This window comes from Rhizobium sp. BK591 (assembly GCF_014195045.1).
GTDB classification, from domain to species: Bacteria; Pseudomonadota; Alphaproteobacteria; order Rhizobiales; family Rhizobiaceae; genus Rhizobium; species Rhizobium anhuiense.
Genome location: NZ_JACIAZ010000004.1, coordinates 40,232 through 53,415, shown reverse-complemented (window position 1 = coordinate 53,415; position 13,184 = coordinate 40,232). Strand labels below are relative to the sequence as shown.

13 protein-coding genes and 1 pseudogene are annotated in these 13,184 nt (G+C 60.6%); 8 read left to right on the top strand and 6 right to left on the bottom strand.

Annotated features, from left to right (window positions below; translation table 11 throughout):
• Positions 1-51: 51 nt before the first annotated feature.
• The 5 genes from rbfA (at position 52) to FHX10_RS18345 (ending at position 5,545) form a co-directional block, all read left to right on the top strand.
• Entirely contained in the window at positions 52-456 is a 405-nt protein-coding gene (rbfA, locus tag FHX10_RS18365; protein ID WP_047617355.1) for a 30S ribosome-binding factor RbfA, read from the top strand.
• 13 nt (positions 457-469) lie between these two features.
• Positions 470-1,402, top strand: a complete 933-nt coding sequence (gene truB / locus FHX10_RS18360) for a tRNA pseudouridine(55) synthase TruB (protein ID WP_168333931.1) — start codon at positions 470-472, stop codon at positions 1,400-1,402.
• A 268-nt stretch (positions 1,403-1,670) separates the two neighbouring features.
• Positions 1,671-1,940 carry a 30S ribosomal protein S15 gene (gene rpsO / locus FHX10_RS18355; protein ID WP_047617353.1) on the top strand — a complete coding sequence of 90 codons (270 nt, stop codon included), beginning with the start codon at positions 1,671-1,673 and terminating at the stop codon, positions 1,938-1,940.
• Positions 1,941-2,313: 373 nt separating this feature from the next.
• Positions 2,314-4,452 carry a polyribonucleotide nucleotidyltransferase gene (gene pnp, locus FHX10_RS18350; RefSeq protein WP_184390038.1) on the top strand — a complete coding sequence of 713 codons (2,139 nt, stop codon included), beginning with the start codon at positions 2,314-2,316 and terminating at the stop codon, positions 4,450-4,452.
• 76 nt (positions 4,453-4,528) lie between these two features.
• Positions 4,529-5,545 carry a class I SAM-dependent methyltransferase gene (locus FHX10_RS18345; RefSeq protein ID WP_063473414.1) on the top strand — a complete coding sequence of 339 codons (1,017 nt, stop codon included), beginning with the start codon at positions 4,529-4,531 and terminating at the stop codon, positions 5,543-5,545.
• A 98-nt stretch (positions 5,546-5,643) separates the two neighbouring features.
• Here the strand turns inward: FHX10_RS18345 and fabI are convergent, their stop codons facing one another.
• From fabI to fabA, 3 genes are read right to left on the bottom strand one after another with little or no spacing between them, the layout of a single operon-like run.
• Entirely contained in the window at positions 5,644-6,450 is an 807-nt protein-coding gene (gene fabI, locus FHX10_RS18340) for an enoyl-ACP reductase FabI (RefSeq protein ID WP_063473396.1), read from the bottom strand.
• 4 nt (positions 6,451-6,454) lie between these two features.
• Positions 6,455-7,687 (bottom strand): beta-ketoacyl-ACP synthase I, encoded by a 1,233-nt coding sequence (gene fabB / locus FHX10_RS18335; RefSeq protein WP_047617350.1) that lies wholly within the window; start codon positions 7,685-7,687, stop codon positions 6,455-6,457.
• Between the two features lie 45 nt (positions 7,688-7,732).
• Positions 7,733-8,248: a 3-hydroxyacyl-[acyl-carrier-protein] dehydratase FabA gene (gene fabA, locus FHX10_RS18330; RefSeq protein WP_047617348.1), complete on the bottom strand. Its 516-nt coding sequence runs from the start codon at positions 8,246-8,248 to the stop codon at positions 7,733-7,735.
• Between the two features lie 301 nt (positions 8,249-8,549).
• Between fabA and irrA the strand changes: the two genes are divergently transcribed.
• Complete coding sequence (gene irrA, locus FHX10_RS18325) at positions 8,550-8,969, top strand: iron response transcriptional regulator IrrA (RefSeq protein WP_047617346.1); 420 nt, start codon at positions 8,550-8,552, stop codon at positions 8,967-8,969.
• A 13-nt stretch (positions 8,970-8,982) separates the two neighbouring features.
• Here the strand turns inward: irrA and FHX10_RS18320 are convergent, their stop codons facing one another.
• Positions 8,983-9,618 (bottom strand): trimeric intracellular cation channel family protein, encoded by a 636-nt coding sequence (locus FHX10_RS18320; RefSeq protein ID WP_063473397.1) that lies wholly within the window; start codon positions 9,616-9,618, stop codon positions 8,983-8,985.
• A 288-nt stretch (positions 9,619-9,906) separates the two neighbouring features.
• Between FHX10_RS18320 and FHX10_RS18315 the strand changes: the two genes are divergently transcribed.
• Positions 9,907-10,380 (top strand): hypothetical protein, encoded by a 474-nt coding sequence (locus FHX10_RS18315; RefSeq protein ID WP_029868354.1) that lies wholly within the window; start codon positions 9,907-9,909, stop codon positions 10,378-10,380.
• A 97-nt stretch (positions 10,381-10,477) separates the two neighbouring features.
• Here FHX10_RS18315 and FHX10_RS18310 read toward each other — a convergent pair whose 3' ends face one another.
• Positions 10,478-11,266 (bottom strand): YdcF family protein, encoded by a 789-nt coding sequence (locus tag FHX10_RS18310; RefSeq protein ID WP_029868355.1) that lies wholly within the window; start codon positions 11,264-11,266, stop codon positions 10,478-10,480.
• A gap of 67 nt (positions 11,267-11,333) precedes the next feature.
• Positions 11,334-12,056: a YoaK family protein gene (locus FHX10_RS18305; RefSeq protein ID WP_029868356.1), complete on the bottom strand. Its 723-nt coding sequence runs from the start codon at positions 12,054-12,056 to the stop codon at positions 11,334-11,336.
• Positions 12,057-12,291: 235 nt separating this feature from the next.
• On the opposite strand from FHX10_RS18305, the pseudogene FHX10_RS18300 reads away from it, so the two are divergent.
• Positions 12,292-12,528: pseudogene (locus FHX10_RS18300) on the top strand (DUF2798 domain-containing protein).
• The last annotated feature ends 656 nt before the right edge of the window (positions 12,529-13,184 follow it).

Sequence of the window (13,184 nt, the reverse complement as noted above, 5' to 3'; positions counted from 1 at the left end):
CTCTCCTTTGACGGGTTCGATTCCCAGCCGCATCGGCAAATAGAGATAACAATGACCAGACCAACTTCCTCCGCGCCTTCGCAGCGCATGCTGCGCGTTGGCGAACAGGTTCGCGCCGCTATCACCCAGGTGCTTCAACGCGGCGAAGTGCGCGACGACGTCATCGAGGCGACCGTGATCTCGATCTCGGAAGTGCGCATGTCGCCGGATCTCAAGATCGCCACCGCCTATGTGACGCCGCTCGGCGTTTCCGATCATAGCGTGGTCATCGAGGCGTTGAACCGTCATGCGAAGTTCATCCGCGGCCGGCTCGGGCCGCAGCTTCGGCAGATGAAATACATGCCGGAGGTGCGCTTCCGCGACGATACCAGCTTCGACAATTACAAGAAGATCGACGAGCTGCTGCGTTCGCCCGAGGTCCAACGCGACCTCGACGGCGATAATGACGAACAATAAACAGAAGAGACGCATGTCCAAACCACGCAAACCCAAGGGCCGGCCGATTTCCGGCTGGCTGATCCTCGACAAGCCGGTGGATTTCGGCTCGACGGAAGCCGTTTCCAAGATCAAGTGGCTCTACAAGGCACAGAAGGCCGGCCATGCCGGAACGCTCGATCCGCTCGCCTCCGGCATGCTGCCGATCGCGCTCGGCGATGCGACGAAGACCGTTCCCTATGTGATGGACGGCCGCAAGATCTACGAATTCACAGTGAGCTGGGGCGAAGAGCGCGCGACGGACGATCTCGAGGGCGAGGTGACCGAAAGCTCGGACAAGCGCCCGACCGAACAGCAGATCCGCGATATCCTGCCTGGATATATCGGCACCATCAATCAGGTGCCGCCGCAGTTTTCCGCTATCAAGATAGCGGGCGAACGCGCCTATGATCTGGCGCGCGAAGGCGAAGCCGTCGAAATCCCGTCGCGCGAGGTCGATATCTTCCGACTGACATTGCTCGCCTGCCCGGATGCCGATCACGCGCATTTCGAAGTGGAATGCGGCAAGGGCACCTATGTCAGAGCGCTCGCGCGCGATTTCGGCCGCGAGCTCGGCTGCTTCGGCCATGTGTCGGGGCTGCGGCGCACCTTCGTCGCGCCCTTTGCGGAAGAGGCCATGGTGCCGCTTGCCGATCTCGTGGCACTGGAGGCGATCGAGGATATGGACGAGCGGCTTGCGGCCCTCGACGCACTGCTGATCGACACCTGCGAAGCGCTCTCGGCCCTGCCCCATCTCGTCATCAATGACGACCAGGCACACCGGCTGAAGATGGGTAACCCGATCCTGGTGCGTGGCCGCGATGCGCCGGTTGCCGAAAGCGAAGCTTATGCGACGGCCCGCGGCAAGCTGATCGCAATCGGCGAAATCGGCCAGGGCGAGTTTCGCCCGAAGCGCGTCTTCGGCTGATCGGCTATCCCAATGCATGTCGCCCAAAAGTGCGCAGCGGTTTTGGGGATAACGACATGCATAAATCAAAGGCCTAAAGCGCGTCGCATGAATCCGGATTGACGCGACGCGCTTTAGAGAGGCACAGTTTTACGCCTCTTCCCTTTGCTGCCTGAATGGTTTATAGGCAGCGCCAGCATCGGGTACGCCCGATTGCATTCGCGGCCAAAGCTGGACGACATCCCGGCTTTTGGCGACCTTTATCTCCTCTCTTAGAAAGGATCACCCGATGTCGATCACTGCTGAGCGCAAGGCTGCGCTGATCAAGGAATATGCGACCGTTGAAGGCGATACCGGTTCTCCGGAAGTCCAGGTTGCGATCCTGACCGAACGCATCAACAACCTGACCGAACACTTCAAGGACCACAAGAAGGATAACCATTCCCGCCGTGGCCTGTTGACGATGGTTTCGAGCCGCCGCTCGCTTCTTGATTATCTCAAGAAGAAGGATGAAGGCCGCTATTCCAAGCTGATCGCCAGCCTGGGTATCCGCCGCTAAGATTGTCCGGCGGGCGCTTCCGAGCGTCCGCCGGATCTGTTTCGGGACAAGGCTCCCGATGAAATGTTCCAGCCGCGCCCTATCTAAGCGGTGGAACGACCGGCAGACCCGGATGGGCCGGATCTGCCAAACCAACCGTTGACCTGTCATGGGGCAGGATTGCCGGATGCTTTCGGCCAAGGCTCATCAGTGAGTGCTGGCCCGGTTCCCCAGGGAACCTTCGGGTTGCTGGAAATCCTCGGATTTCCCGAGAGCCCGAGGAATGAAAAGCCTCCCGTTGTCTTGCCCGTGATACGTCACATTGATTGCGGTCGACTGTGCGCTGCGCCTTGATATCGGCGATGGCGCGTGCTCCCGCATTGAAGGACAAGACATGTTTGATACACACACCGTGGAAATCGAGTGGGCCGGCCGCCCGCTGAAGCTTGAAACCGGCAAGATTGCCCGTCAGGCCGACGGCGCGGTTCTCGCCACCTACGGCGAAACCGTCGTTCTTGCCACCGTCGTCTCGGCCAAGGCGCCGAAGCCCGGCCAGGACTTCTTTCCGCTCACCGTCAACTACCAGGAAAAGACCTATGCGGCCGGCAAGATCCCCGGCGGCTATTTCAAGCGCGAAGGCCGTCCGGGCGAGAACGAGACCCTCGTTTCCCGCCTGATCGACCGCCCGATCCGCCCGCTCTTCCCGGAAGGCTACAAGAACGACACGCAGGTCGTCGTCACCGTCATCCAGCACGACCTTGAAAACAATCCGGACATCCTGTCGATGGTCGCCACTTCGGCCGCGCTGACGCTGTCCGGCGTTCCCTTCATGGGCCCGGTCGGTGGTGCACGCGTCGGCTACATCAACGGCGAATACGTTCTCAACCCGCATCTCGACGAGATGGACGAATCGAGCCTCGATCTCGTCGTCGCCGGCACCTATGACGCCGTGCTGATGGTGGAATCCGAAGCCAAGGAACTCAACGAAGACGTCATGCTCGGCGCCGTCATGTTCGGCCACAGGGGCTTCCAGCCGGTTCTCGACGCGATCATCAAGCTCGCCGAAGTTGCTGCCAAGGAGCCGCGCGACTTCCAGCCGGAAGATTACTCCGCTCTCGAAACCGAAATGCTCGGCCTTGCCGAAGGTGAACTTCGCGAAGCGTACAAGATCACCCAGAAGGCCGACCGCTACGCCGCCGTCGATGCCGTCAAGGCGAAGGTGAAGGCACACTTCCTCCCCGAGGAAGGCGAAGCCAGGTACACGGCCGAGGAAGTCGGCGCAATCTTCAAGCATCTGCAGGCGAAAATCGTCCGCTGGAACATCCTCGACACCAAGAGCCGCATCGACGGCCGCGACCTCGAAACCGTGCGTCCGATCGTTTCGGAAGTCGGCCTTCTGCCGCGTACGCATGGTTCGGCGCTGTTTACCCGTGGTGAAACGCAGGCGATCGTGGTTGCCACCCTCGGCACCGGCGAAGACGAGCAGTATGTCGACAGCCTGACGGGCATGTACAAGGAGCGCTTCCTGCTCCATTACAACTTCCCTCCCTACTCTGTTGGCGAGACCGGCCGCATGGGCTCCCCGGGTCGCCGCGAAATCGGCCACGGCAAGCTCGCATGGCGCGCGATCCGTCCGATGCTGCCGACGGCTGAGCAGTTCCCCTACACGCTGCGCGTCGTCTCCGAGATCACCGAGTCGAATGGCTCGTCCTCGATGGCGACCGTCTGCGGCACCTCGCTGGCTCTGATGGACGCAGGCGTTCCGCTGGCCAAGCCGGTTGCCGGTATCGCCATGGGTCTGATCCTGGAAGGCGATCGCTTCGCGGTTCTCTCCGACATTCTCGGTGACGAAGACCACCTCGGCGACATGGACTTCAAGGTCGCCGGTACCGCCGACGGCATCACCTCGCTGCAGATGGACATCAAGATCGCCGGCATCACCGAAGAGATCATGAAGGTTGCCCTCGGCCAGGCCCAGGGCGGTCGCGCCCACATTCTCGGCGAAATGGCCAAGGCCATCACCGAAAGCCGCGGCCAGCTCGGCGAATTCGCTCCGCGCATCGAAGTCATGAACATCCCGGTCGACAAGATCCGTGAAGTCATCGGCTCCGGCGGCAAGGTCATTCGCGAAATCGTCGAAAAGACCGGTGCGAAGATCAACATCGAGGACGACGGCACCGTCAAGATCGCCTCCTCCTCCGGCAAGGAAATCGAAGCGGCCCGCAAGTGGATCCACTCGATCGTTGCCGAACCTGAGATCGGCCAGATCTACGAAGGCACTGTTGTCAAGACCGCCGACTTCGGCGCCTTCGTCAACTTCTTCGGTGCCCGTGACGGCCTCGTCCACATCTCGCAGCTTGCTTCCGAACGCGTCGCCAAGACGCAGGACGTTGTCAAGGAAGGCGATAAGGTCTGGGTCAAGCTGCTCGGTTTCGACGAACGCGGCAAGGTTCGCCTGTCGATGAAGGTCGTCGACCAGGCCACCGGCCAGGAAATTGCGAACGACAAGAAGAAGGAAGAAGCGGCCGAATAAGCCGCATCTCCCAGATTTGATTCCGGGCGCGGGAATCTTCCGCGCCCTTTTTGTATCCGAAGTCGAGACGAGATCCATGAGCCGCGAGACGCTGAAGACCCTGTTCCATCCCTTTGCCAGCGGCACTGTCGAGGCGCCCGGCGAGGGCGAGCGCGTGCTCTTCCTCGGCGCCGAGGCAGGCTTTGCGCTGCCGGACGGCTTTGCCGCCTCGCTCAGCGCCGTCCAGGGCTTCCGGCCGCTCTATCGGCAGCTGCTGGCGCAGCGGATCGAAGCGAAGCCGGAGATCGACGGCGACGACTACGATGCGGCTCTGGTGCTCTGCACGAAGCACAAGGGCGAGAACGAAGCCAACCTCGCCGCGGCGATCGCGCGCACAAGGGTCGGCGCCCTGATCGTCGTCGCCGGTGCGAAGGAAGACGGCATCCAGCCGCTGCGCAAGCGGTTGGAAGGTTTCAATCTCGCCGTCGACCATATGCCGAAATATCACGGTGTCGCCTTCTGGTTCGGCCGCCCTGCCGATGCCGGCGAGATCATCTCGAAGCTGGCAAAGGCGCCGGTGCGCGTCGACGGCCGTTTCCATGCGACCGCCGGCATGTTCTCGCATGACCGGATCGATGCCGGATCGGAACTGCTCGCTTCGCGCCTGCCTGAGGATTTCACCGGCGACGTTGCGGATTTCGGCGCCGGATGGGGCTATCTCTCCGTGGAACTGGCGCGGAGATCGCGTGGACTGACCCGCCTCGACCTCTACGAGGCCGATCACGCGGCTCTGGAGGCGGCCAGGGACAATCTGGCGGAGAACTGCCCGAACGCGCCTGCGCGCTTCTTCTGGCACGATCTGGCGGGCGAACCGGTCAAGGACAAATACGATCTCGTCATCATGAACCCGCCCTTCCACGAAGGTCACGCCGCCGAACCTTCGCTCGGCCAGGCCATGATCAAGACCGCCGCATCCGCCCTGCGCGGCGGCGGCCGCCTGATGCTCGTCGCCAATCGCGGCCTGCCTTACGAGCCGGTTCTGGCAGCGAATTTCAGGGAAAGCGGTGAAACCTGCCGCAACGCCCGCTTCAAGGTGCTGTGGGCGAAGAAATAGGGCTCAAGCGGCTTCGATACCGATCATCCCAACCGATACAACAAAAAGGCCGTGCGCATCATCTGCGCACGGCCTTTGAGTTTCAATCGGGTCGTTGTTTATTCGACATCCGCCTTGCGCAGCGTTTCCAGCGTCGGCATGGAGGTGACGTTAAACCCTGCGTCGACAAAGTGGATCTCGCCGGTGACGCCGGCGGACAGGTCGGAGAGCAGGTAGAGCGCCGAATTACCGACCTGATCGATGGTCACGGTCTTGCGCAGCGGCGCATTGCGCTGGTTCCAGGAGAGGATCGCGCGCGCATCAGAGATGCCGGCGCCGGCAAGCGTGCGGATCGGGCCGGCGGAAATGGCGTTGACGCGGATGCCGCGCGGACCGTAATCGGCGGCGAGATAACGCACCGAGGCCTCGAGCGCGGCCTTGGCAACACCCATGACGTTGTAGTTCGGGATGACGCGCGTCGAACCATTATAGGTCAGCGTCAGCATCGCACCGCCATCTTCCATCAACGGAGCGCAGCGCTTGGCGATCTCGGTGAACGAGAAACAGGAAATGACCATGGTGCGGCTGAAATTCTCCCGCGTCGTATCGGCGTAGAGACCCTTCAGCTCGTTCTTGTCGGAGAAACCGATGGCGTGGACGATGAAATCGAGCTTGCCCCAGCGCTCACCGAGCGCGTCGACCACGGCATCGACCGAGGCGATGTCCTCGACGTCGCAGGGCAGCACGAAATCCGAATTGACCTCGGCAGCCAGCGGCTTGACGCGCTTGCCGAGCGCATCGCCCTGATAGGTGAAGGCGAGTTCCGCACCCTGTGCGGCGAGAGCTTTCGAAATCCCCCAGGCGATCGAGTGGTTGTTTGCGACGCCCATGATAAGCCCGCGCTTACCCTGCATGATTCCCGACATGTTGTTATCCGTTATAACGCTGGAAGACCAGCGTGGCGTTGGTGCCGCCGAAGCCGAAGGAGTTGGAGAGGGCAATGTCGATCTTCGCGTCGTCGATCCGTTTGCGCACGATCGGCACGCCTTCGAATTCCGGATCGAGCTCGGCGATATGGGCGCTTTCGCCGATGAAGCCTTGCTGCATCATCAGCAGGGAATAGATCGATTCCTGCACGCCGGCAGCACCCAGCGAATGGCCGGTCAATGACTTGGTCGACTGAATATGCGGAATCCTGGAGCCGAATACCTCGCGGATGGCGCCAATTTCCTTGCTGTCGCCGACCGGCGTCGAGGTGCCGTGGGTATTGATGTAGTCGACGTCGCCTTTGACGGTGGCGAGCGCCTGGCGCATGCAGCGGATAGCCCCCTCGCCCGAGGGGGCAACCATGTCGTAGCCGTCCGAAGTTGCTCCGTAACCGACGATTTCGGCATAGATCTTTGCACCGCGGGCCTTGGCGCGCTCCAGTTCCTCGAGCACCAGCACACCGGCGCCGCCAGCGATGACGAAACCGTCGCGGTTGACGTCATAGGCGCGCGAGGCGCTGTCCGGCGTGTCGTTATATTTGGAGGACATGGCGCCCATGGCGTCGAAGAGGTTGGACATCGTCCAGTCGAGATCTTCGTGGCCGCCGGCAAACATCACGTCCTGCTTGCCCCACTGGATCATTTCGGCGGCATTGCCGATGCAATGCGCCGAGGTCGAGCAGGCCGACGAGATCGAATAATTGACGCCGTGGATCTTGAACCAGGTGGCAAGCGTCGCCGATGCGGTCGAGGACATCGCCTTCGGCACGGCGAAGGGGCCGATGCGCTTCGGGCTGTTGTTCTTCACGGTGATCTCGGCAGCCTCGATCAGGGTGCGGGTAGACGGACCGCCGGAACCCATGATGATGCCGGTGCGCTCGTTGTTGCCGATGTCCTTGTCCTCGAGACCGGAATCGGCGATCGCCTGCTTCATGGCGACATGGTTCCAGGCGCCGCCCTGCGACAGGAAACGCATGGCGCGGCGGTCGACCAGTTCGGCAAGTTCCGCCGAACCGAGCTTTGGACTGCCCCATACCTGGCATTTGAACCCATGTTCGGCGAAATCGCTCGAAAAGGAGATACCCGACTTTGCCTGCCGCAAGGATTCGGTGACTTCGGCCGCGTCGTTTCCGATCGAGGACACGACACCCAGACCCGTGACAACTACCCGTCTCATCTGATCAAACCTTTGTTGTTTTCGTCCGTCGCTCGAAATGCGGTTTCAGGCCGTCTTGTCTTTCGATAGACCGACGCGAAGGTCGGCCGCCTGATAAATGGTTTCGCCGTCCGCCTTCAGCCAGCCGTCGGCCGTGCCGAGGACCAGACGGCCGCGCATGACGCGCTTGAAGTCGATGCCATATTCGATCAGCTTCGTATGCGGCCGGACCATGCCCTTGAATTTCACTTCACCTGTCGAAAGCGCCATGCCGCGGCCTTCCTCGCCGAGCCAGCCCAGGAAGAAACCGGTCAGCTGCCACATGCCGTCGAGACCAAGGCAGCCCGGCATGATCGGATTGCCTTCGAAATGGCAGGGAAAATACCAGTCGTCGGGGCGCACGTCATATTCGGCCCTGAGGTAGCCCTTGTCGAAGGCTCCGCCGGTTTCGGAAATGTCGGTGATACGATGAACCATCAGCATGGGCGGCAGGGGCAGCTGCGCATTGCCGGGGCCGAACAGCTCGCCATGTGCGCAAGCGATGAGTTCGTCGTACGAGAAGCTGGACTGTCTGGTCGTCATAAAGTTTCTTTTTCCCCCCGCGTGAAGCCGATGGATGTGAACGTGTAGTCCAAGTTCTTCAGAAAATGAAGCACGAGCAAGGCAGCTTCATTCATCGCCCCGGACCAGGCTTGCGCCATTATTTGGTGGTCGCATACAGGAAGGCCAGGGCCGCGACCAGACCTATTTGCGTCAAAAGCCGGTTTTTGCCGCGTTTATCAGGCTCTTGCCCTCATTGAACTATTGAAAGGCTCCGGTGCAAAAGTTATACCGCTTGAAGAAACATGATTGCTTTATGCCAGAATAACCGGAGTTGGTCTTGATGACGGGTACGCTCCCGATCGCAATAGAGGTAAGGCTGCGCGGTGCAGGACTGCGCCCTACCCGCCAGCGTGTGGCGCTCGGCGACCTCCTGTTTGCCAAGGGCGACCGGCATTTGACCGTCGAGGAACTGCATGAGGAGGCGGTTGCCGCCGGTGTGCCGGTTTCGCTGGCAACCGTCTACAACACGCTGCACCAGTTCACGGAAGCCGGTCTGATCCGCGTCCTCGCCGTCGAAAGCGCCAAGACCTATTTCGACACCAATGTGTCCGACCATCACCATTTCTTCATCGAAGGCGAGAACGAGGTGCTCGACATTCCCGTCAGCAACCTGACGATCGGCAATCTGCCGGAACCGCCAGAGGGCATGGAGATCGCTCATGTCGACGTGGTGATCCGGCTGCGGGCAAAGCAGGGCTGACGACACCGCCGCTTCACATGACATCGTCGGGATGCCGGCCGGGCTTGTGCTTGTAGGTCGGGAAGGTCCAGCCGAACCACAGGGCTCCGCCGCGCACCGCAAAGGCCGCCACGACGCCGCAGGCAGACGCCAGATAGAGCTGCATTCCGAGCGCATTGGCCGCCGTGAACACACCGGCGCCGATGAGGGCCGCGGTCACGTAGATTTCCGGCCTCAACAGCACCGAAGGCTCGTTTGCCATCAGATCACGCAGGATGCCGCCGAAGGTCGCCGTCAGCGTGCCGGTGACGATCGCGATGGTCGGGGAGCCGGTGGCGGCAAGGCCCTTGGCGGCGCCGATCACGCAATAGGCGGCAAGGCCGATCGCATCCAGCCAGATCAGCAGACGATAGCGCGATTCCAGCAGGTGGGCGGTGAAAAAGACGATGACGCCCATGATGCAGCAGACGAGGATATAGCCTGGGTTCAGCACCCAGAAGACCGGAACGCGGCCGAGCACGATATCACGTACCGTACCCCCGCCCGTTCCCGTCACCATGGCGAAAAACAAAAAACCGATGAGGTCCAATTGCTTGCGTGACGCGGCGAGCGCGCCTGTCGCGGCAAACAGCGCAATGCCGGCATAATCGAGATAGACGAGCAAGGACATGCGAACCCCGAACCGGCAGACGTTCAGAGCATGATGCCGAAAAGTGTGAGCGGTTTTCTCATGACATCATGCTCTAACTCTTGAATTGACAACAGGATTCAGATTTTAGGCCAATTAGGCCTAAAATCATTCTGTTCTCGAGAACAGAACCACGGCGGCAAGGGCGGCGCAAGGCGGGGGCGCCATAAAGCTAGAGTCTTTACGTGATGCATGTCGTTGTCCTAGAACCGCTGCACAGTTTTGGCGACATGCATTGGGCCACAGAGCCTTTATCCAAAGAGGAAAGCCGTGAAAACGCTGGTGCTCGCCGTTCTGAATATCGTCCTGCTGCTTGTCATGCCGGCTGTCGCCTTCGGCCAGCAATCGCTGATTTCCGATCCTGAGATCTACGAGAAGAAACATTTCCAGGAGCAGTGCAAGACGGCCGAATTTGCCGACGGCTTCGTCACCCGGCAGGACATCAACAATGACGGTCTGATCGACGCGGTGGTCAATGAGGGTCAGCTGACCTGCGACGGGCAGAAGGGGCCGCAATGCAATGACGACGGCTGCACCTATAATTTCTACCTGCAGGTTGCCGAAGGCGGTTATTTCATGATCGCGACGGCGCAGATCTATGGTTACGACTTCGTCCAGCGCTTCGGCAACATGGTGCTGGCGATGAAGATGCATCCGCGTTTCTGCGACCGCACGGAGGGCGATCCCTGCATCGTGACGGCCCGCGTCCGCGGCACGAAATTCGTCACCATCTCGAAGAAATAGCTCAGCATATGACCCGAAATCGGAATCGATATTCGGGTCATGCGCAAAGTCAAAGCGATCGAGCGTCCTTGGCGCGTCCTGTTGGACGCGCGGCGCTCTATTGCGGATAAAGTTCCGACGTGCGGCCGGCGAGATAATAGCCGACCAGGCCGTACCATTCGCGGATGGCGGTTGCCAAGTTCTGGGCATTGAGGTTCGGCTGGGTGAAATCCAATCCAAGTCTCACCTGGCCGTCGGTGCGATAATCGGTCGGCCAGGGCACGATATCGATGCCGAGCTTGCGGAAGATGCCGACGGATCGCGGCATATGAAAACCCGAGGTGATCAGCAGGCAATGGGAAAGCCCCTGGCTTGCCAGGAATTCCTTGGTGTTGACGGCGTTCTCGAAGGTCGTGCGCGATTGTCTCTCCTCGATCAGGCGATCCTTGCCGACGCCGAAGAGCGGGAAGAACCGCTCGGATGCCGCCGCATCGCCTTCGTAGATGCCCGAGATCGAGCCGTCGCCGCCCGATACCAGAATGCGCGACTGCGGAAATTTTTGCGCGAGCCGCAGAGCTTCGACGAAGCGGTCGGCTCCGCCATTGAATTCTATGCCGTGGCGCGCCGTGTTCACCTCGTTTTCGAAGGCGCCGCCGAGCACGATCATGCATTGCAGGTTGTCGGGATCGGCGGTCGGCTTTGCGAAGCGCTGCTCGAGACCCTGCATCAGGAGGTTGCCAGCCGTGGTGTAGAGCGTAACGAAAAGGATGAGGGCCGAACCAGCTGCGCCGAGGATACTTAAGATACGCCAGCGCAGAAGGCCGGCAATGAGGGCCAAGAAGACGAGGAAGAATGCCAGCGACAGCGGCTGAGCAAAAATCCAGACAAGCTTCGAAATCAGGAACAAGACCCACTCCTTGAGGATTGGCGGCGGTCCCTTCTATCCGATTCGACGGTAACAGGAATGCGACGGTCTATTTCGCGCGCCGCACGACCGATCCGTGCGGCGGGATCTTCTGATTGAAGCGGCGCTGGAGCGGCCGCGGGATGAGCATGGCGACAAGCGCCAGCGCCATGGCAAAGAGGGAGACCAGCCACAGCGCATGCGCTCCGGTCAGCCGCGTCAGGACGGCGCCGACGATTGCACCAAGCACCATGCCGCCCCAGGGTACGATCTGGATCGTCCATTCGACACGACGATCACCGATGATCCAGCGGCCGATCCCGCGGCCGAAGCGCGACAGGGCACCGGTTACATAGGTCAGGCCGATCGGCAGGCCTTCGATGTGCTCGACGGCGGCGTTCACCATGCCCATGGAAAAAACGATCAGGTAGAACCGGGCGAAGAGCATGTTTTGCACCGTCATCATCGAGGCGAGCGCCAGGACGAGGCCGACGCAGCCAAGCACCACGAAGATGCGGCGTTGCGAAAGATGAGAGATGACGATGCCTGCCGCATTGCCGAGCACGAAGACGATGATGGCAGAGACCAGGACTGCCGCGTGATAAAGATTGCCCTCACTCAAGGCGAGTGCGGCCCGCGTCGTATTGCCGGTCATGAAGGAAACGAAATCGCCGGTGAGCAGAAGACCGGTTGCATCAGTCATACCGGCGAGAAACGAAATCGAGCCGACGAGGGCGAGCCCGGTCAGGGTTCGTCTGGTCCGGATGATGCGGCGGCGTCTTGCTCTGGTCATTGGCTGAAGGTCCTGGAGCCGAATCGCTGATTGCGGCAACAAGGATAATTCCTTTCGTTGAGGAATTGGCAAAGACGATCGGAAGGAGGTGAGGCGGACTTGAACGGCAAGACATTTTCGGCCATAGAGACGGCGTTGCTTCAGATCGAAGCTCCGTAAGCGTTTACGTCAATCAACGCGCAACCCGCCGTTCGGCGCTGCGCAATTGTCTGATCGGCACCTTACGGAGATCGAAATGCTCAAAGGCAAACTCCCTAAACGTTACAATACGATCATCATGCCGTTCATCCTCTCGCTGCTGATGACGTCAGTCGTCTCGGCGATCAGTATCGTGAGAGCCCAAGGCCTGACCGCGCCTGCCCTTGCTATGTGGCCCTCGGCATGGCTGCTCTCCTAGGCGATCGCCTTTCCTGTCCTGCTACTGGTGCTGCCGGTGGTCAAGCGGCTGACGGCTGTGATCGTTGAGGCGTGAGGAGCGCGAGGCGCCGGCGGGCTGCGCAAGCGGCCTGCCGGAAGCGTTCCGCCGCCCACGCGTAGCTCCCACCCTGCAGGACCTTGCCATTCGTTCAGCAAGCCGTCTCCTTTGATGTGTATCAAGGCATGCTTTTCGAGCAGGGATAAGGTCCGGCAACTTGCCCAGGCAGTCCAACAACATTCCTGCGGCAGGTTTTCCAAAGAGATCAATCGGTCGGGAGATAGGGTGATGCCATTAAAACTGATCAGTGGAATGATGAAGTCGTCCGGCGAGGAAGCGTTGCTTGCGATGGATGCGGGCGGCGCAAATTAGATGGTCGTCATTGACAGGGGAGCTCTTCAGGAGGTCGCAGAACCACGACGCTGCGACGAAAGCCGGCTTCAGGAAAATATCGATTTGTTCAGCCGGATTGCCTCCGCGAAATATGATTGCGGCGACGTCGAACCGGATGGGCGCATCCGAATTGGCGCGGACGATCTGCTTGCATGGCGGCAGAGTGCGCATGTCAAAAGCAAGCCGGCAAGCATAGCTTGATCGGTCCATAGCTTGCGCCGGCAAGCCTATCGATCAACACCGTCGTCACGCAGAAGGGCGCCCTCTTTGACGTACGTCAATTCATAATTCCAGGGCGGTGCGAGAGTGTGGCGAATATC